Raw genomic sequence first — 19,542 nt, 5'->3', positions numbered from 1 at the left:
ATGAAAGTAAATAAAACGAATGTAGCCAGACTGTTGGATAAAGTCAAAATATCTTATCAGTTGGTTCCTTATGAAGTGGATGAGAATGATTTAAGCGCTATCCATGTGGCAGAGCAATTAGGTGAGAATGTTGAACAGGTATTCAAAACTCTGATCCTTCATGGAGATAAAAGCGGATATTTTGTCTGTGTAATTCCCGGGGCTGATGAAGTAGATCTGAAAAAGGCGGCAAAAGTCTCCGGAAATAAGAAATGCGAAATGATTCCGGTAAAAGAACTGTTACCTTTGACAGGTTACATCCGGGGAGGATGCTCTCCTATCGGAATGAAGAAACATTTTCCTACTTATATTCATCAAACGGCAGAAGAATATGACAATATATATATTAGTGCCGGACAGCGGGGATTACAGGTTCAAATCGCACCAAAAGATCTAATTCGCGAAGTGAAAGCTGAAATATCCGATCTGATTATTGATAAATAAGATTCTAATAATAGCATAAAAAAACAGGACTGCTTATTTCTACATTGTGTATAGAATAATAAATAGTCCTGTTTTTTTATGCTATTATTAGAATTTCCTGAATATATATCTTTTACCTTCACTATTCAAAATCAACTGCTTTCCACTTAACTTTTCAATAGTAAATGTACGTATTTTTGAACTCCAATCGGTACGAGGCAAATAATTTACTGCTGGTCCTGGATCATCCGCCAACTCCAACGTCAACGTTGTCTCATCTTCCAGTTTATTAAAACCATATTGACCATAAACGGAGTCAATATCAGCAAGATATACCTGATACATAAACAATATATTCTGAAAATTATAAAATACCGTATCAGCCTGTATCACCTCTCCATTCGCTTCCACTTGCTGTAATTGCCATTTGCCTTCCAACTTATGTTCCGTATCATTACTACATGCTGCCAGTATGATTACGACAGCGGCTATCATCCAGTATTTCATTCCCTTCATTTTATAACAATCCTTTTGTGCTTGGTAGCTCATATTTATAAATATCACGGCGTATCGCCATTTTTACAGATCGCGCCAAAGCTTTGAAAATGCCTTCTATCTTATGATGTTCATTCGCTCCTTCCGCTTTAATGTTCAGATTCATGCGAGCCGCATCACTCAAGCTCTTAAAGAAATGAAGGAACATTTCCGTAGGCATATCCCCCACCTTTTCACGATGGAACTCAGCATCCCAGACTAACCACGGACGGCCACCGAAATCAAGAGCCACACTGCATAAGCAATCATCCATAGGTAGGCAGTAACCGTAACGTTCGATGCCACGCTTGTCACCAAGGGCTTTAAGCAAGGCTTCACCAAGGGCAATCGCCGTATCTTCTATTGTATGATGCTCATCAACATTCAGATCGCCCTTTACACGTATAACCAAATCCATCCCGGAATGTTTTCCTATCTGATCCAACATGTGGTCAAAAAATCCTAATCCGGTCGAAATTTCGGTCTTGCCAGTGCCGTCAAGATTAACTTCTACATAAATATCCGTCTCTTTAGTAGTGCGCTGTACAATGGCACGACGCTCACCGGCAAAAAGATATTCAGTCACCTTGTCCCAGTCTTCCGTTATCAGGACCGGCGATATGGAAGGATTCTCTGCCAGTAACCGGGAAGCTTCTTCATCGGAAGGACGTAACCAAATACCTTTGGCTCCCAGATTTACAGCCAGTTGCATATCCGTCAGACGATCCCCGATCACATAACTGTTTGCCAAATCGTATTCACCACCGAGATAGTTACCCAGCATTCCGGTCCGCGGTTTGCGGTTGGGAGAATTATCTTCCGGAAAAGAACGATCGATCAGAATATCATCAAAGACAATCCCCTCGCCTTCCAGGGCTTTCAACATCTTGTTATGAGCTGGCCAGAAAGTGTCTTCCGGAAAAGAGGACGTACCCAATCCATCCTGGTTGGTCACCATGACCAATTCAAAGTCCAATTGTTTACGTATGAAATATAAGTTACGGAATACTTTTGGGTAGAACTCCAGTTTTTCCAGGCTATCCAGCTGGTAATCAACAGGAGGCTCTATCACTAATGTCCCGTCTCTATCGATAAAGAGCGCTCTTTTCATGTTTACATATTTTTTAAAGCCTTCAATAATGCATCGTTTTCTTCCGGTGTACCGACAGTGATACGCAGACAACCGTTACACAAAGTTACATTATTCCGGTTACGTACAATAACGCCTTTCTTTACCAATTTATTATATACTGAATCAGCTTTACCGACATTTACCAGGATAAAGTTGGCATCGGTCGGATACATTTTCTGCACAATCGGCAGCTCCGGCAAAGCAGCCTGCAAACGGATACGCTCAGACATGATACGGCGCAATTGCTCCAGCATCTGTCCCTCATTGTTCAATAATTCCAGAGCCTGCTTCTGTGTCAGCATATTGACATTGTAAGGATATTTGATTTTGTTCAATATCGCTATAATTTCAGGTGAGGCAAATGCCATTCCCAAACGGAGACCAGCCGCTCCCCACGCTTTGGAAAGTGTCTGTAGCACGATTAGATTCGGGAATTTCTTTAATTCCGGGAGAAAAGAAGGCTCTGCCGAGAAATCAATGTAAGCTTCATCCAGTACAACGATTCCTTCAAAATCAGTCAATATCTTATAAATTTCATCCCGGTTCAAGCTATTTCCCGTCGGATTGTTCGGCGAACAAAGGAAAATTACTTTCACCCACTCGTCCACTTCTTCCAGTAACTTGTCTGCATCCAGTTCAAAGTCAGCCGTTAATTCGACTTTTCTAAATTCCACATTATTTACATTTGCTGCCACTTCATACATACCGTAAGAAGGAGCTATGCTAACGATGGTATCGATTCCCGGATCACAAAATGCACGGATCACGAGATCGATCGGTTCATCACTGCCATTTCCCAGGAAGATAGAATTACGGTCCACATCTTTTAATTCGGCAATCCGGTCTTTCAACTCCCACTGCAACGGGTCCGGATAACGGTTATACGGTTCGTTATAAGGATTCTCATTCGCATCCAGAAAAACAGACGCACTGCCGTGAAACTCGTCCCTTGCAGAAGAATATGGCTTCAAGTCCCAGATATTAGGTCTTACAAGTTTTTTTAAATCCATCATATTGTTTTTAATCTTATTGTTACTGCATTGCGGTGAGCATCCAGCTGTTCGTTTCCGGCCATGACCTGAATGGTTCCACCTAAACTCTTAATACCTTCGGCAGTGATCTCCTGGAAGGTTATTTTTTTGATAAAACTATCCAGGTTCACACCGCTGTATGCTTTAGCATATCCATTGGTAGGAAGTGTATGGTTCGTACCAGAAGCATAATCACCGGCACTTTCGGGTGTATAAGGGCCCATAAACACACTTCCTGCATTTTCAATCTGTTCTGCAATATAGGCATAATTTCCGGTCTGTATGATCAGATGTTCCGGAGCATACATATTTGTGAAATCGATCACTTCCTGTTCATCCTTCAATACGATTATACGGCTGTGTTCTAATGCCTTCTCCGTAATTTCCTGACGGGATAGTGCAGACAATTGACGACGGATGGCTTCGGCAACAGGAGAAACCATGTTTTCGGCCGATGTAACCAGAATGGCCTGGCTATCCGCTCCATGTTCAGCCTGTGAGAGAAAATCAGCAGCAATAAAGTCCGGATTAGCTGTTTCATCTGCAATTACTTCCACTTCAGAAGGGCCAGCCGGCATATCGATAGCTACATCTTTCAGGCTGACAAGCTGTTTGGCAGCCGTTACATACTGGTTGCCGGGACCAAAGATCTTATATACTTTAGGTATGGACTCCGTTCCGTAAGCCATCGCAGCAATAGCCTGTATTCCACCGGCTTTAAATATTTTGCTGACACCAGCTGTACGGGCGGCGAAAAGAATTGCCGGATGTACCTTGCCTTCCCGGTTCGGAGGAGTACATAAAACGATCTCTTTACAACCTGCGATGTGTGCCGGTACAGCCAACATTAAAACAGTAGAAAACAGAGGTGCCGTTCCTCCCGGAATATACAGGCCGACTTTCTCTATTGCAACTGCTTTTTGCCAGCAGGTTACACCGGGAGTCGTTTCTACCTTATGTCCGGTGAAACGTTGGGAAGCATGAAACTTCTCTATATTGTCTTTAGCTGTACGAATAGCCTGCTTCAATTCTTCGGAGACAAGTTCACAAGCTTCTTCTATCTCGGCTTCCGATACCTGAAGATCCGTTAATGTTACTTTGTCGAACTTTTCTTCATATCGCTTTACGGCAACATCACCTTCCTGGCGCACTTCATCCAATACGGTACGGACCGTGTCAAACAAAGTCGTCACATCCAAAGCAGGCCGTTTGACCAACGAAACCCACTCTTCTTTTGACGGATATTTTATTATTTCCATAATTGCACTCTATATCTATATTCTAAAAACTCCTATCATAATTTATCATATCTATTACTTAATTCCCCGCACTATTTGCACCCCCATCTCAACGATGCTGACACCGGGTGTAAAGGGCATTGAGCCCCGGGTGTCACCGGACGTATGATAGTTGTTTACATTTTATTAAAGTATCATCTTCTCAATAGGAATGACCAAAATACCTTCTGCTCCCAACGATTTAAGCTTTCCGATAATTTCCCAGAAATGTTTCTCTGCAATAACAGACTGAACAGAAACCCAGTCGCCATTTGCCAGCGGCGTCACCGTCGGACTTTTCATACCCGGCAACACTTCTATGATCTCATCCAATTTGTCTTTCGGAGCATTCAGCAATACATATTTCTTTCCTTCGGCTACCTGGATTGCTTCAAAGCGGAACAACAATTCATCCAGGATCGCCAGCTTTTCTTCCGACAGATTATTATTGGCGATCAAAAGCGCTTCGCTTTGCATGATCACTTCAACCTCCTTCAATTGGTTGCTGACCAATGTACTGCCTGAGCTGACAATATCAAAAATGGCATCAGCCAAACCGATACCCGGAGCAATCTCTACTGAACCGCTGATTACATGCAAATCGGCCTTTACGCCTTTTTCTTTCAGATAAGCCTTCAGGATCTCCGGATATGAAGTAGCGATAGTCTTTCCTTCAAACCATTCTATTCCCTGATAATCTTCATCTTTAGGAATAGCCAAAGATACACGGCATTTACTGAATCCCAGTCGTTTAACCAAGCGGGCTTCCCCTCCTTTTTCTACATATTCGTTCTCTCCAACAATACCTATGTCAGAGACTCCATTCGCTACCGATTGAGGTATATCATCATCACGCAGGAACAACACTTCCACCGGAAAACCTTTTGCCGATAAAAGCAAAATACGCTTTCCCCTGTTCAGTTTGATACCTGCTTCTTCCAACAATAGCATTGTTTCATCGTATAAACGACCTTTTGATTGTACTGCAATTCGTAACATGTTTGTTTTTATTTTAATAATTATATTCTTTCCAAAAACAAAATAAGGCTTACCGAATAACGGCAAGCCTTACTTAATTATATTATGCGTATCTACACACCTCACAGCCCACCGAACTATTGCCCGTTGTAATGATGATGATGGTGATGTGATACTTTTCTTCTCATTTGTTATTTTATTGATGCCACAAAGTTACAATAATAATTGAAAATGCAAATAAAACTATCAAAAGATTAGCGATCAGGCTCACTTTTTTTCTAGGATGCCAGTTTTATGCCGATAATTCCGCATATGACCAGCATAGCGGAAAGGATACGCCATATGCCTGCCGAATCACCGAAAATAAAGATGCCGATCAATAAAGTTCCGACAGCTCCTATGCCGGTCCATACCACATAAGCCGTTCCGATCGGGATTGTCCGTTGTGCCAGATATAAAAAGTATCCGCTCAAAGCCATTGAGATAACAGCAACCGAAAGATAAAGAAAACGTGATCCCGTCGTTTGTGCCAGTTTCATACCGACAGGCCAGCCTATCTCAAAAAGGCCGCCTAACAATAAATAAATCCATCCCATAATTTCATCTGTGTTTTAATCTATATAAATGATCGGCTTGCTGCCGTATTTTATTAGCCAGCATTGGCGGATAATCCGGATGATCGGTAAAAAAAGCATCGACCTCTGCCCTCGCCTCCGGAGATGTATGTCCGGACAACAACGCTCGTACCCAGGCTGTCGGGAAGAATATATCGCCGGTCCGCTGCACCTCCTGCATCGCCTCCAAAGCCGGACGAATATATTTTATCGCCTCTTCTTGCCTCAACCGGTGATTCAGATTTGCTAATGCGGCAGACGCCCAGGGTTCTATCCGACGGTTCTCTGCAACCAGCAAAGAAGCGAAGACACTGTCACGCACCTCTTTATGGGGAGAAACAGACGGCGAGATAAACTGATACTCCCGTTTCCGGTCCGGATTTGTTATACGCGAAAGTTGGGTGTTAATAATTTCGTCTGCCTGTTCCGGCAGATAGAGGGCCAATGTATAAGATAATCCGATATAATCATTCTCACTTAACGAACACCCGGCAGGAGCCTGCTCTTTCTTCCACAAATCATATAATGAAGCGACCGCTTCAGGTGACTGAACGATTGAACGATACGAACGGAAAGCCTGCAAACGGTGTTGTGGGACAGAAGAAGCCGTAACGATCTGCCATAACGTTTTTTCCAATAAAGCAGTATCTGCCGGATAGAGACGTTGACTATTGCCTATATATCCCAAAGCGGCAGAGAACAACAATGAATTATTCTCCTTCGGCAAATAATCCAGCATAGCCTCCATATAAGAAGTCGGTGAAATAGTTCCGTTCAGCAGATTTTCATATAAAGTAACCAGCATGGAACCTCTCAGCAACTCATCTTTACAGGCCGGAAGATATGACGCACAAGCCTCGGCATCCGCTTTATTCAACCGGAAAAAGCCATATCCTTTTCCATCTGTATTCGGAATAATGAAACACTCCTCTTTCGGAAGCTTTTTTAATTCCTTTCGGATGGAATTTGAATTTCTCCCGAGAGAAACTGAAATTTCTTCCGGATCCCCGTTTTTAGGAACTATCAGAAAAGATAAATCCTGCGGCCAGTTCAGTCCCCGGTTGAAAGGATCGTTTTGTGAGACAACCAAGCTATCTCCGACAACGGAGGCTGTGATTTCCGGCATCCCTTTTTCATTCACCCAGATATGGCTCCAGGTTGCCAGATCATCATCCGTATATTTATCCAAAATAGTGATCAATCCTTCCCAGGTTGCATTTCCGTAAGCATATGTTTTCAAATATTCCTGTATCCCCTTTCTAAATGCCTCTTTTCCCATCTTCTTGATCAACATTTCCAATACGACAGGAGACTTATCATAGATAATATTACCATAAACCAAACCGGCATTACGCAAATTATCCAGATCCTGTTTGATCGGATTGGCACCGGCTGTACGATCTTCCGAATAAGCAGGCGGAATATAATCCTGCATAAAATTCAAGGCATGATTGATATTCGGGTATAATGGCTCGACAATCTGGGAAGCAAAATAGTTGGCAAATACTTCTTTTGTCCAGACATCGTCAAACCATTTCATCGTCACATAATCGCCAAACCACATATGTGCCGTTTCATGGGCAATCAGGGCACTCCGACTCAGCTGTTCGTTCAGTGTCGGATTTTCATTCAGGAACATCCGTCGGTCTGTATAGAATGTGGCTCCGGTATGTTCCATTCCACCAAACTGAAAACCGGGAAGGATGATCAGATCGTATTTAGCAAAAGGATACGGTACAGCCGTATAATCTTCCAACCAGGCCAATGCGTCAAAAACTTCGGATGCGATATCCGGACATTGGGCTATTTTCTTAGGCTCTGTCTCCCGGTGATATATAGAGATTTCTCTGCCATCCCGAGTATAGGTCTCACGAATAAACTTTCCGGCAGTAAATGCAAACAGATAAGTACTCAATGGCTCCGTTTCCTTAAAAGATATGATTTTCCGTTCGGGAACAGAGATCGTGTCGGTCTTTCCGATCGCACCATTCGTAACTGCCTGCCATTCAACCGGCACTTCCAACGTCAATGTAAACAGTGACTTCATATCCGGTTGGTCAAAACAAGGGAATGCGGTACGCGCCCTGTCAGGCACCAACAATGTATAAAGAAACTCATCCCGCCTGTTCAGAGACTGGTCAGCCGGGGTGAAAGCTATATTGACTTCATTCTCTCCTACTTTACTCCGATCTGCCGGAATAATAATATGTTCATTCCTGACTTCATATGGAACTTGCTCCCCATTCAGTGCAACAGAAGCAATCTGCGAGGCTTCTCCCCTGAAGTCAATAATGACCGGAAGCTTCTCTTTCAGGGATAACCGGATTGCCGCCCTACCCTTTACCGGTTCCTGTTTAGATTCCGGAATAGAGAAAAACAGATCATATTTTACCTGCCCGAAATGTTCTTTTCTGAACTGAGCCAGTTCGTGACAGACTCCCGCTTCCTGCAAAACAATATCTTTCTGCTGTGTTGCACAAGCAGAAAGCAGACCTACAGTTACTGCTCCTGCCACCTGAAAAATAATATGATTTGTATGTGTCATTCTTTTTTACTCTCTCAAATATTCAGCGATTGACATAAAGTTACGCTCCAGTAAATACATTTGCGACGCCATAAAAGTAAAAAATTCTCCCCAATCTTGTTTGCGGTGAAAATCTATTCCCTCTTTGGCAATGTAAATACGTGCAACTTCTTTTCCGGTTTCCCGGACAAAACAAATATCCCAGATCAACCCTTCGGGAAAATCCATTTCCAACGTTTCCTTATACCAGGTGAGACGTTCATACATCTCCAAACGAAGTTCTTCACTCCGGTGATTCACTTCCAGGATCACATAAGCTCCGTTACGGCTGACGTCAAATTTCAATTCGACACCTTTCACTTTGGTATCGTATAAAGTCCATATTTTCTTTCGGCCCCGCAGATAAGGCTGTACTTCACAATAAGCGGCGAAACTTTCCCAAAATTCCAGTTTCAGGTTCTTTAATTCGTCTTTACTATACATCTTTTTTAGTTGACAATTGACAGTTAACAGATGACAGTTAAAAAGAGGGGACTAAAACCTCCTGTCAACCGTCATCTGTCAACTGTCAACTATTTATAAATATCTTTCTTCCTTAATCTGATAACTTCTCCATACCCAGCCAGTTCCTTCATGTCGATACGTCTTGAATCACCAACTACCACATAAACAAACGGTTTCAAACGGACATTATGCCGGTAAAAACGGACAATATCTTTCATATCCATCTCTGAAATACCTGACAACAATGCTTCATTCGGGTCGTTATCGAAACCTGCCCTTCTGAAAGATGCCACTTTCTCTGATAAGTCCCTGAAAGGAGGAAAATCATTATTCACCTGATTTACGATAGATTGCTTGACTGTAGAAACCCGCTCCGGCTTCTCCGGCATTTCGCGGATCAGCGAACACATAACCTCCATCGCATCCAACGTCTTGTCACTCTGTGTAGAAAGCATTGTAACAAACTCTCCGGCTTTCCCCGATAATTGGTGGGGAGGTAATATATAACGCCCACTCACCCGATAAGCCAAAGAACGGAACTCTCTGATCTCCTGAAACATCAAAGAAGACATATCTCCGCCGAAATAAACCGAGAATAACCGGGAAGCATGACGTGACCAGGCATCATCGGTAGCCTCTCCTTTTGTATAAGCGTAAATGATACTTTGCGATGCCGTTGGCATATCCATAAAGTAAACGAGCGGTTTATCATATAATTTTGCATCCCGGTAATAAGGTTCTTTTACAGCAACAGTCATTTCCTGCAACGGAAGTGTCGCCTTTATTTGCCCCGTAACCTGATCGGCAGACAACGTCCCGCAATAATGCAAATCACATTCCATCCGGCGAACATCGGCAAAGACATCCAGTAAATCCCTCCCTTTCAACTTCTTGACCTCTGAAAGCGACAATTTATTCAGAAATCTCGATTGTTCCCCATATTTCACCTTCTCCAACATGGCACCCGCAATATTATCACTCGATTCAAAGAAGGCTTTCTCCATTATTTTGGCATCATTTATAACCTGCCGTATTTGTTTATCATCAGCTTTGACATGCGTGATAAAATCACCGGCCAACTGAACGGTCTCCTCAAAATGATTATCAAAACCGGTAACACGGACAATGAACTGCTTATCGTTCGCATCGAAAGACATCGTGCTGCCCAACACCTGCAACCGTGTCCGGAATTCCTGGAACGATAAAGAATCTGTGCCCAGGAACTGGAGATAATTTGCCAGATACTTCAATTTGGGTTGCTCCAACGTACCTATCTGATACACCATATTCAGTGTAAACACATCCGTAACCGGATTTATCGTTGTATATAAGGTTGCCAAAGGCGTTAGTTGAGTGATCTGAACATCTTTACTGAAATTGATAAAACGCGGTGATACTGTTTGTACAGGTAATCGTTCCAGCTGTTTGGCATACTCGGATGATGCTTCCGAGTTTTTAGGAACAACCGGATTGAAGTCTGGTTTTGGCAGATTGTCCTTTGGGTATTTCCCCGTCGTTTTAGTGACACACAGATAGTTTTCACTAAAATACTTGCGGGCAACGCGGATAACATCCTCCCGCGTTAACGCCTCGATCTTGGATACATCCTGCAAATAATCCTCCCAGCTTTTACCCTGCGAATAGATTGTCATCATAATGCGGGTACGCGAATCAATACTTTCCAGATCGGTAGCATACTGGCGACGTTGTTCCTCTTTCAGGCTATTGAATATCTCATCACTGAAATCTCCCTCTTTTATCCGGTTTATTTCTTTCCAAACCAACTTTTCCGCCCCACTGTATGTCTGGAACATCAGTTTCGGAATAACAGCCACTGCCAATATCCCGGATTCATTCAAATTCTCATTCATTGCCATCGAGGCCATTATTTTCCGGTCGACCATCAGTTTATCCAGAAAACCTGTTCCATTGGCATTGTTCAGCATATTAACAGCAACGGCAAGTGCGACCTGGTCTTCATGGTTGGCGGGAAGTCCACGGAATCCCAATCCCATCGCTTTTACTAAAGGAACAGGAAATTTTACCTTCATTCTCTCTTTACCTTTAAAAGGAGGCAAAGCGACAGTCTCTTTTTTAGGTGCTTCACCCGGACGAATACGTGAGAAAGTCCTTTCGAGGATGGGTAATACAGTCTCCGTATCAAAATCGCCGCTCAACATCAAAGCCATATTGGACGCTACATAATATTCCTCAAAGAACTTCCGCATCTCTGTCAAGCGCGGATTCTTCAGGTTCTTTGTACTCCCGATAATCGGATAGGCATAAGGATGCGGTGCAAAATAGCGCTCAAGCAAACGATCCATAACCTGGCCGCCAATAAAATCACCATACATATTCTTTTCTTCATACACAGTCTCCAGTTCGCTTTGGAACATACGAAAAACCGGATTCAACAGGCGTTCGCTGTTTATTTCGGCCCATTGCTCCATGTATTGCGGAGAAAAAGTATTGAAATAGAACGTAACATCATAAGATGTCGCAGCGTTCAATCCCGAACCGCCATATTTGGAGATCAGGCGATTGAACTCATTCGGAATAACATAATCGGAAGAGCGGATGCTCAACTCATTGATATCTTTCTGGATTTCTGCACGGGCAAGTTCATCTTCTGTCGCGGCAAGTTCGTCATATTTCATAGCTATAGAATCCAGCAGGACCCTCTCCGCTTCATAATCCACCGTACCAATTTTATCGGTTCCCTTGAACATCATATGTTCAAAATAATGAGCGATCCCTGTATCCGGACAGTCTTTCGATCCTGCCTTCACAACTACGGCTCCGAAAACTTTCGGCTGACTATGGTCTTCATTCAGCCAGACGGTTAATCCATTATCCAGTTTATGTTCTTTTACTTCAAGCGCTTTTGTATTCTGAGCGGTTAACAGATTTGTACCAGTTGCAAATAACATCATCGTCAAGAATGCTTTCATGGATTTTTTCCACACATTTATATTATAGATGACAAAGATACCTGATTCCTTTTTGTTATCGGAGTTTGATTAGATATTTTTATTATTTAAACCAAATGCAATGATAAATGTTATCTTTATAACGAAATAACAGATATAAACAAAATGATAAATTTAGGTAGCTGGATGAACAAAATCCTCGTCGGTTGGGGCGTGGATCCAAAAATTGCAAACACTTTCGATGAATTCATTATTGCTGTGTTACTGATTGTTTTAGCAGTCGGTATTGATTATCTATGTCAGTTCATTTTTGTGGGTAGTGTACGGAAGCTGTCGGAGAAGAGTCATTATTTCTGGGATACATTACTGATCAAGCGAAGAGTAATACATAATCTGGTACATGCCATTCCCGGCATTCTGGTGTATGCATTACTTCCGATGGCTTTTATCCGGGGAAAAGAGTTATTGCTACTCTCCCAAAAAGTGTGTGCCGTCTATATTGTATTTGTATTATTATTGGCTATCAACGGATTTATCCTTGTGATAATGGATATATACAACCACAAGGAAGTAAATAAGAACCGGTCGATCAAAGGTTTTATACAGGTCTTCCAAGTGTTGGCATTCTTTATAGGCGGGATTGTTATTATTGCTATTCTGGTCGGAAAATCACCGGCAACCTTGTTTGCCGGACTGGGTGCTTCGGCTGCTATCCTGATGTTGGTATTTAAGGATACGATATTAGGATTTGTGGCAGGCATACAGCTTTCAGCCAACGATATGCTGCGGCCGGGCGACTGGATAACGGTACCGGGCTCGAATGCAAACGGTGTTGTACAGGAAATTACACTAAATACAGTCAAGATACAAAACTTTGATAATACAATTTCCACAATTCCCCCTTATACGCTGGTCAATAACTCTTTCCAGAACTGGCGGGGCATGGTCGAATCCGGGGGGCGGCGTGTGATGAAGTCTATCTTTCTCGATCTGAATACAATCAAATTCTGTACACCGGACATGCTGGACACTTTTCGTAAAGAAATTCCCCTGCTTGCCGATTATCAGCCGGACAAAGGTGTGACGCCCACTAACTCGCAAATGTTCCGCATCTATGTGGAACGTTATCTGACCAGCCTGCCGGTTGTCAATACGGATCTGGATCTGATTATCAGCCAGCTTCAGGCTACCGAATACGGGGTGCCGGTTCAGATCTACTTCTTCTCACGCAACAAGGTATGGAAAGAGTATGAACGCATCCAGTCGGATATCTTCGACCATTTCTTTGCGATGGTTCCCCAGTTCGAACTGAAAGTGTATCAGTATTCAGAATAGTCTCCCCCTTCCCAAACGTAACAAGAGGCTTCCGCTCGCCCGGCGAAAACCTCTTGTTCATGATTATTGATCTCGGGAGATCATTCTATTTCCGGACGGTCGCCACCACCACCATCCACTGTGAGCAACTTTTCATACTCGATGGTGCGGGGTTCCTTCAGCAAGGTTGTGCCGGAGGAGAAGGAGGTGACGATGCGCAGAGTGTACTGAGCCCCTTTCGTCAACGAATCGGGAACTTTCACTTCGACACACTTCGGATCGTTACGACGGATACGGTCAGCCACCTTCACCGGGTTGGCCCCGGTACTGTCGACAAAGAAAACACCGATCGCTTCGCCTTCGCCTGCCACACGCAGTTTGTCGCCTTCGATGGTGATCACGTCACCTGCCGTGATCGTGCCGTCGATAAAGCCTGTTGCACCGTCGGTCACCTTGTTGATAGAGGCACCGCTGTCTTTCACGCCGAGTATTTCGAGACCTACCTTCGCCAATGCTTCGCGCATTTTGGCCGAAAGGGTGATGTCGAGCGTCACTTTATGACGGGCCGGGTCGAACTGGTCTTTGGCAGTGATCCAGGACCCGGAGACACGGGGCGTGAACTGACAGTTGTCCGTCAGTACGCTGTATCCCTGCAGCACGGCTTCGCTGATGATGCGGTCGTGCTGCTTGATGATCGACAGCATGGTGTCGTACTTGATTTCGCTGCCTTCCACAACGATACGGCGGGCGATGTCTTCGTTGCGCAAGGTGTTCTTCATGGTAGACACTTCGGCTGTATAGTCGTTGTCTACGTCTTTGGTCAGGAGGTTGAGCCGCAGCCAAACCTTCCAGAAAAATTCATAAACTGCCATAATGTTTGCTGTTTATTTAGATGAATAATTGCAGTGACCGCCCTCACTCAGGAGGGCGGGTTAACTGTATTTCGGTTGTTTAGAGGATCACTTTAAAGGTCTTCCCTCCTACCTTTACAATATAGGCTCCCTCAGACAAAGGGATTTGAACATTGCCGGAGGAAACGCGGAGGCTTTTCACCAGCTGGCCATTAAAGCGGACGATCTGTACGTCTTCCGGGCCGGAGGTGCTGATCCGGATCACGCCGTCGCGGGCACTGACCGTTACACCGGCCTGCAGCTCTTCGTTGCCGACAGGAGAAGCGTTCTTCACAATGCCGCTGATCGAGATCGTGAGGTCGGTGCTAACATACTTCACGATATAAGCTCCGTCGCTGCTGCGCGGTTCGAGGGTCTCGCCCCGGCTGGTGGTGACGACGGGTTGCGACTGGTTGTAGTCGGCATCGAGCGTGAGGTAGAAGCGGAAGCTGGTCCACTCCTCTACGGCATGATCACCGGCCGAGGGGTCGAGGGTAGCACCTTCTACGGCAGGCAGGCTGACGTTGTAGTAGACGGGATCAGGCTCGGGGTCAGGAGCAACGGCCTTAGTGACGGTGATGGGCTTGGTGAAAAGCGTCGTGGTGCCCACCGTGATGCCTACACGGTAAGTACCGGCGGCAGAAATGGTGACGGTGGAGGTAGTCGAACGCAATCCCTGCGCGGCGGCCTTCGACTGCGGCACGTCCTGCCAAACGCCGACGGCATCCTTCTTTTGCAGGGTCAGGACAGGAGCGTTTCCTTCCGGAATGACGATCTGAATATTGACCGCAGAGGCGTTTGCCGGAATCTCGGCGATCGGCGTGGGCGGGTTATAACAGAGGATTGGTGTACCGCTGTTATCTACCACCTTGGTCACAGTACCTGTCTGGTCAGTGAAGGTGCCGTTGTTGTTCACGTAGATGCCGGTAACGGTCAGTTCTTTGGCGATCTCTTCGGTCAGGGTAAAGTCGACGCCACTGTCGATGGTGAGCTTATCGGTCACTACTTTGTCGAAGAATACGTCGGCGGTTTCGAGAGTGATGTTACCGGCGGCGGTATGGCCATCCCCCTTGATCGTGGTATTGGGCCTGGAGATAGTCACCTCCTCGTCCTGAGTTGTGATCGTCACAGTGATGTCGGACATGGAGTAGATGTCGTGCGTCTTCCCGCCTTCGAACAGGTCGGTCGCGGCGTTCTGTAGCCGTGTCTCATCCATCCACGCCTGGTAGAACTTTCCCTGAGGGGCAAAAAGGGCATACGCCTTGCTGGTCCCGTCGGCGGCGAAGTCGAGGGAGACGACGGGCGTTACATCCTCGTAGACCCGCACCGTCTTGCCGGCCTCCGGAGCGACATCAAACAGCAGCGTGAGCAGTTCGGGGGCCGTACCCTCGTTGTTGAACTTCTCCGTGCCGACAGCCATGAACCGGACGTTGGGCGTCGGGCCCGGGGTTATCGTGCCCTGAGTTATGTTCCAGAAACCACCCTTGACAGTGATATCCCCGTCGAGGGTCAGGGCGCCACTGTTATACAGACCCCAATTACACCCTTCGATGGTGAGGGGTTGCTCGGCACGGATGGTCAGCGTGCTGTTGTTAGAGAAGGCGGCGCTCACGTCCGGATTCTCTGTCACGATCCGCGATCCGCCCGCCCCGGATACCAGCAGGGTAAAGCTCGCGTTGGAGTATGTGTTAAGCATCGCGTTAACGGTTGCTTCCCGCAGGGTAAGTACCGGGGGGATGATACCTTGCGGGGTCTCGTCGATCTGGATACCTGTCCCGTTAAATACGCCGGTCAGGGTTCCGGTAAAAGGGGTTGTAGGGGTTCCCGGATAGTTCGAAGTGGCGTACATCCATCCATCGGCCTCAGTGTAAGAGAGGAAGAGGTTGCTGCCGGACTGGAACGCGGACAAGTCGAGGTCGGAATAGGTGTAGCTGCCCGTCACCAAGGCTTTCAAGGCGGAATCGGTGAGTTTGCTCTTGTAGGCCTCCACGCTCCTCCCGTCCACGAGGATACTTGTCAGCGCGGGGCAGTTACTGAAGGTCCCGTTGGCGAAGTCGTCAGGCGGGGTCTTGCTCTCGATCGCGACGGTCTCCAGCAGGGGGCAGTCGCTGAACATCCCAGCCATGGAGGATACGTCTCCCTGGATCGTCGCCTTCTTCAGCTTCCGGGCAGAACTGAAGATATTGCTGCCAAGCGTGACGACATGAGCCGGGAGGATCACCTCCTCCACAGTGAGGTTCGAGAAGAAGGCCTGGTCCAGGATATCCGTCACCCCTTCCGGTACGGTATACCGGCCTTCGTAGACAACCCGGTTTTCTGGATAATACAGCAAGGTGGTCTTGTCTTTGTTGAAGAGGACGCTCTGATCCTCGGCGAAGTAGGGATTATCGAGTGCCACCGCGAGGCTTTTGATAGAGGAACCCCTGAAGGCCTCGATATAGGTGACGTTATCGCTCTTGAGGCTCTTTACGCTTGCCGGGAGCATTAGTATTTTCAGCTCGACGCAACCGTCGAAGGCACTGGCTCCGATGCTTTCCAGCCCCTCGTTCAGTTGCGCCAGATCAAGTTTGGTACAGCCTTTGAACGCGTATTGGCCCAGTTGTTTCAAGGTGGCCGGAAGGAGCGCTTGTTCCAAGCCGGTGCAACCCTCAAAGGCATTCGACCCGATGGTTTGGGTATTATTGCCCCATTCGATTGTGGTCAGGTTGACGCAACCTTTGAAGGTATTGGAACCGATACCGGTTACGTCGTTCATGATAACTACCATCTCCACCTGCAGCAGGGTTTCCGGGTTATCCTGCAGGCTGGTCGCATCGTTTCCCTGGATGTATAGAATCTTACCGACCAGCGACCATCCGGTTCCGCTGGTTGCCTGAGCCGCGGTCCGTGCGGGCAGGAGCATGAGTAGCATCATCAGGATGCTGAGGCCTACGCCAAGTAAGCGGTGTAGGCGGGTTGTTGTCTTGTCTTTCATACGCTTTAAAATGTTAGTTATTATTCTTTTATATATGGTTGTTATTATTCTTGATTCATGTTCTTTATAAGTATTGCATCAGCTGTTGCGAGATATCTGCATCAGTTGTTGCGACGTCTTTGCATCAGCTGCTGCGAGATATCTGCATCAGTTGTTGCGACGTCTTTGCATCAGCTGATGCGAGGGTATCGCAACGGGTGATGCAATGTTGCTATTCTTCTGCTCTCAGATTTCCGAGGCTGCAAATCTCGCGGCATTCGTTGAGAGTTACGCCTCCCGACCCGGTGTAGCGTGTGCGGATAATCGCCGTGTAGCTTCCCGGAGGCAGGTCGGCAGGGACGCGGGCAACGACCTCGGAGGGCATGTTGCGGGTCAGGCGGCGGCTGACGCGGTATTCGGCCTGCGTGGAAGTGTTGCGGAAGAAAACGCCTGCGTCGGCATCGTCGGTGGTCACTTTCAGTTTTTCGCCTTCCAACACCACGTCGTCGCCGCGAGTGATGAAGCCGTCGGTGCGTCCGGTGGCGGCATCGGTGATGCGGGTGATGCTGAGGGAGTCTGTCCGGTAGCGGTTGTCGACGATCTCGACGCCTATCTGCCGGAGCATTCTGCGCATGAGGGGCGTGAGGCGGAGGGCGACGGAACAGGTGTGCGTCTGGGGGTCGAAGGGCTCGGTGGTGGTATTCCAGAGGCCTTGTATGCTGGGAGTGAACTGGCAGTTTTCGGTCAGCACGCGGTTGCCGAGTGTCAGTTCGTGGCGGATACGTTGTTCGTAGCGTGCTATAATGTCGCTGATGGTTTCTGCTTTGATCTCACATCCGTCGGAAAGGATGCCGCGAACGATGTCATCGTTGCGCAGTGTGTTTTTGCCGGACAGGACTTGCGCAATGTAACCCGTTTTGCCTTCTTTGCCGAAGGGGGTGGGACGAAAATGCATTTTCCAATAGTGAATGAAGTTTGTCATATGATCGTTCTTGTTGTCGTTGTTCACGTACCACCGTTCAATGCTGGGGTGATAACCGTATCAAAAATAGGGAAGTGGACGCGACGGCAAGTTGTCAAAACGTAAAACACCATGAATTTTGATGTTTAGACAACAATAATGATAGGAATGCCATGGGTTTTGATTAGTTTTGCGGCAAACATAAAACAGATGCCTCTACAGATTTCACATTATTTGTTGTTAACGCTTCTCTCGTCGGTTGTAATCATGGCCTACGGCTTTCAGCTGTTGCTGAATGTTCCGGGAGAAAAAGGCCTCACGGTCTACCGCTTTTCACGGCGTGTACTGGCGGCTGCCTATCTGAGTCTGGCGTCGTTGGGCATCCTCGAAATATTCCTTCAGAACGAGACGTCCGAAGGGGCGATGGTCAGTTCCTTTACACTGGTGATCGCTGGTTTTCAGGCGTTTCTTTTCACCTTTGCACTGATGGCGCTGATACGTCCCGATTATATTACCCGCCACCTGCTGGGGGTGCATTTCGGGGTGATAACGTTGGTTTCTGCCGTATTGCTTATCAGTTTGTTCGGTTTCGGGGGGATGGTTCATACCGTGATATTCCGGCTGTGTCTGGTGGGATACGTGGGGCAGTTGGTTTGGTATGTGCGTAAATTCCGGCAGATTTATGGGGAAGGTATCCGCCGGTTGTCAGACTTCTATGCCGAAGACGAGGACAGACGGCTCCACTGGATCAACCGGTGTTTCTACATGGCATTGACAATCGGTATCCTGGCGCTTGTCGGGGCTTTTATGCGTTCGTTCTACTATCATTTTTTTATACCTTTATATACGGTGTTTTATGTCTACTTTGCAGTGAAGTACTGTAATTACGTGCCGGTTTTCCATTATGTGCTGCGTGGTATAGCGTTGCCCTCTCCTGCTCTATCGGTGGAGATGGGTGATACGGAAGACATCGGCATCATGCCGGAAGTGGTTATGGATACGGCAGAGAAAGATCCTTCGAATGTGGTGGCTGCATTCAATAATAAGCAGTTTACAGAAAGGCTTCAACAATGGATCGAAGACAAGAAATATCTCGAAACGGGCAAGAACCTGAGTGATGTGGCGGAAGAGCTGGGCACCAACCGCAGTTATTTCTCCCGTTACCTGAATACGCATGAGGAATGCGATTTCCGCAACTGGCGTAGTAGACTCAGGATAGAAGAAGCCAGTCGGCTTCTTCTGATTTATCCGGATAAATCAGTATCGGGTATCGCTGAAATGGTGGGCTTTTCAGACCGCAGTAATTTTCATAGGCAGTTCACCACCATCATCGGGATGTCGCCGCAAAACTATCGCAAAAACAGGGAGTAAAACAACATTACCATTTTCATATTGAACTTTTATTCATTAGTTTTGTATTGTATTTATAGGAAATATC

At 46.3% G+C, this 19,542-nt stretch carries 15 protein-coding genes; 3 read left to right on the top strand and 12 right to left on the bottom strand.

Features of this window, described 5'->3' with window-relative positions:
- Nucleotides 1-483 (top strand): Cys-tRNA(Pro) deacylase, encoded by a 483-nt coding sequence (ybaK, locus tag DWW23_RS07985; protein ID WP_122352753.1) that lies wholly within the window; start codon nucleotides 1-3, stop codon nucleotides 481-483.
- Between the two features lie 87 nt (nucleotides 484-570).
- Here the strand turns inward: ybaK and DWW23_RS07980 are convergent, their stop codons facing one another.
- The 9 genes from DWW23_RS07980 to DWW23_RS07940 form a co-directional block, all read right to left on the bottom strand.
- Nucleotides 571-978 carry a lipocalin-like domain-containing protein gene (locus tag DWW23_RS07980; RefSeq protein WP_122352752.1) on the bottom strand — a complete coding sequence of 136 codons (408 nt, stop codon included), beginning with the start codon at nucleotides 976-978 and terminating at the stop codon, nucleotides 571-573.
- 1 nt (nucleotide 979) lies between these two features.
- Nucleotides 980-2,107 (bottom strand): bifunctional histidinol-phosphatase/imidazoleglycerol-phosphate dehydratase HisB, encoded by a 1,128-nt coding sequence (hisB, locus tag DWW23_RS07975; RefSeq protein WP_122352751.1) that lies wholly within the window; start codon nucleotides 2,105-2,107, stop codon nucleotides 980-982.
- A gap of 2 nt (nucleotides 2,108-2,109) precedes the next feature.
- The gene (hisC, locus tag DWW23_RS07970) at nucleotides 2,110-3,141 is read right to left on the bottom strand and encodes a histidinol-phosphate transaminase (protein WP_122352750.1); all 1,032 of its coding nucleotides are present in this window, start codon (nucleotides 3,139-3,141) and stop codon (nucleotides 2,110-2,112) included.
- Nucleotides 3,138-4,418, bottom strand: a complete 1,281-nt coding sequence (gene hisD, locus DWW23_RS07965; protein WP_122352749.1) for a histidinol dehydrogenase — start codon at nucleotides 4,416-4,418, stop codon at nucleotides 3,138-3,140. The genes hisC and hisD overlap by 4 nt, the downstream gene beginning before the upstream one ends.
- 165 nt (nucleotides 4,419-4,583) lie before the next feature.
- Nucleotides 4,584-5,435 carry an ATP phosphoribosyltransferase gene (gene hisG / locus DWW23_RS07960; protein WP_122352748.1) on the bottom strand — a complete coding sequence of 284 codons (852 nt, stop codon included), beginning with the start codon at nucleotides 5,433-5,435 and terminating at the stop codon, nucleotides 4,584-4,586.
- A gap of 257 nt (nucleotides 5,436-5,692) precedes the next feature.
- Entirely contained in the window at nucleotides 5,693-6,010 is a 318-nt protein-coding gene (locus DWW23_RS07955) for a multidrug efflux SMR transporter (protein ID WP_122352747.1), read from the bottom strand.
- 4 nt (nucleotides 6,011-6,014) lie between these two features.
- The gene (locus DWW23_RS07950; RefSeq protein ID WP_122352746.1) at nucleotides 6,015-8,573 is read right to left on the bottom strand and encodes a M1 family aminopeptidase; all 2,559 of its coding nucleotides are present in this window, start codon (nucleotides 8,571-8,573) and stop codon (nucleotides 6,015-6,017) included.
- Between the two features lie 6 nt (nucleotides 8,574-8,579).
- On the bottom strand, nucleotides 8,580-9,035 hold the full coding sequence (locus DWW23_RS07945; RefSeq protein WP_122352745.1) for a DUF4268 domain-containing protein: 456 nt from the start codon (nucleotides 9,033-9,035) through the stop codon (nucleotides 8,580-8,582).
- An 89-nt stretch (nucleotides 9,036-9,124) separates the two neighbouring features.
- Entirely contained in the window at nucleotides 9,125-11,989 is a 2,865-nt protein-coding gene (locus DWW23_RS07940) for a pitrilysin family protein (RefSeq protein ID WP_122352862.1), read from the bottom strand.
- Between the two features lie 162 nt (nucleotides 11,990-12,151).
- Between DWW23_RS07940 and DWW23_RS07935 the strand changes: the two genes are divergently transcribed.
- A complete protein-coding gene (locus tag DWW23_RS07935; RefSeq protein WP_122352744.1) occupies nucleotides 12,152-13,321 on the top strand; it encodes a mechanosensitive ion channel family protein in 1,170 nt (389 codons plus the stop codon).
- 80 nt (nucleotides 13,322-13,401) lie between these two features.
- Here DWW23_RS07935 and DWW23_RS07930 read toward each other — a convergent pair whose 3' ends face one another.
- The 3 genes from DWW23_RS07930 to DWW23_RS07920 all read right to left on the bottom strand — a co-directional run bounded on the left by DWW23_RS07930 (nucleotide 13,402) and on the right by DWW23_RS07920 (nucleotide 18,125).
- Nucleotides 13,402-14,172: a DNA-binding domain-containing protein gene (locus DWW23_RS07930; protein ID WP_122352743.1), complete on the bottom strand. Its 771-nt coding sequence runs from the start codon at nucleotides 14,170-14,172 to the stop codon at nucleotides 13,402-13,404.
- Between the two features lie 79 nt (nucleotides 14,173-14,251).
- Nucleotides 14,252-17,164: a leucine-rich repeat protein gene (locus DWW23_RS07925; protein WP_122352742.1), complete on the bottom strand. Its 2,913-nt coding sequence runs from the start codon at nucleotides 17,162-17,164 to the stop codon at nucleotides 14,252-14,254.
- 211 nt (nucleotides 17,165-17,375) lie between these two features.
- Nucleotides 17,376-18,125, bottom strand: coding sequence for a DUF4469 domain-containing protein (locus DWW23_RS07920; RefSeq protein ID WP_122352741.1), 750 nt, complete (start codon nucleotides 18,123-18,125; stop codon nucleotides 17,376-17,378).
- Nucleotides 18,126-18,314: 189 nt separating this feature from the next.
- On the opposite strand from DWW23_RS07920, the gene DWW23_RS07915 reads away from it, so the two are divergent.
- The gene (locus DWW23_RS07915) at nucleotides 18,315-19,475 is read left to right on the top strand and encodes an AraC family transcriptional regulator (RefSeq protein WP_158583167.1); all 1,161 of its coding nucleotides are present in this window, start codon (nucleotides 18,315-18,317) and stop codon (nucleotides 19,473-19,475) included.
- Nucleotides 19,476-19,542: the final 67 nt, after the last annotated feature.

It is taken from the genome of Parabacteroides sp. AF14-59 (assembly GCF_003479515.1).
GTDB classification, from domain to species: Bacteria; Bacteroidota; Bacteroidia; order Bacteroidales; family Tannerellaceae; genus Parabacteroides; species Parabacteroides faecis.
Note: the sequence above shows the minus strand (reverse complement) of the source record. Positions and strands in the feature narration are given on the sequence as shown.

Coding starts and splice junctions, on each gene's coding strand:
- ybaK (WP_122352753.1), top strand. CDS start 1: ATGAAAGTAAATAAAACGAATGTAGCCAGACTGTTGGATAAAGTCAAA.
- DWW23_RS07980 (WP_122352752.1), bottom strand. CDS start 978: ATGAAGGGAATGAAATACTGGATGATAGCCGCTGTCGTAATCATACTG.
- hisB (WP_122352751.1), bottom strand. CDS start 2,107: ATGAAAAGAGCGCTCTTTATCGATAGAGACGGGACATTAGTGATAGAG.
- hisC (WP_122352750.1), bottom strand. CDS start 3,141: ATGATGGATTTAAAAAAACTTGTAAGACCTAATATCTGGGACTTGAAG.
- hisD (WP_122352749.1), bottom strand. CDS start 4,418: ATGGAAATAATAAAATATCCGTCAAAAGAAGAGTGGGTTTCGTTGGTC.
- hisG (WP_122352748.1), bottom strand. CDS start 5,435: ATGTTACGAATTGCAGTACAATCAAAAGGTCGTTTATACGATGAAACA.
- DWW23_RS07955 (WP_122352747.1), bottom strand. CDS start 6,010: ATGGGATGGATTTATTTATTGTTAGGCGGCCTTTTTGAGATAGGCTGG.
- DWW23_RS07950 (WP_122352746.1), bottom strand. CDS start 8,573: ATGACACATACAAATCATATTATTTTTCAGGTGGCAGGAGCAGTAACT.
- DWW23_RS07945 (WP_122352745.1), bottom strand. CDS start 9,035: ATGTATAGTAAAGACGAATTAAAGAACCTGAAACTGGAATTTTGGGAA.
- DWW23_RS07940 (WP_122352862.1), bottom strand. CDS start 11,989: ATGATGTTATTTGCAACTGGTACAAATCTGTTAACCGCTCAGAATACA.
- DWW23_RS07935 (WP_122352744.1), top strand. CDS start 12,152: ATGATAAATTTAGGTAGCTGGATGAACAAAATCCTCGTCGGTTGGGGC.
- DWW23_RS07930 (WP_122352743.1), bottom strand. CDS start 14,172: ATGGCAGTTTATGAATTTTTCTGGAAGGTTTGGCTGCGGCTCAACCTC.
- DWW23_RS07925 (WP_122352742.1), bottom strand. CDS start 17,164: ATGAAAGACAAGACAACAACCCGCCTACACCGCTTACTTGGCGTAGGC.
- DWW23_RS07920 (WP_122352741.1), bottom strand. CDS start 18,125: ATGACAAACTTCATTCACTATTGGAAAATGCATTTTCGTCCCACCCCC.
- DWW23_RS07915 (WP_158583167.1), top strand. CDS start 18,315: ATGCCTCTACAGATTTCACATTATTTGTTGTTAACGCTTCTCTCGTCG.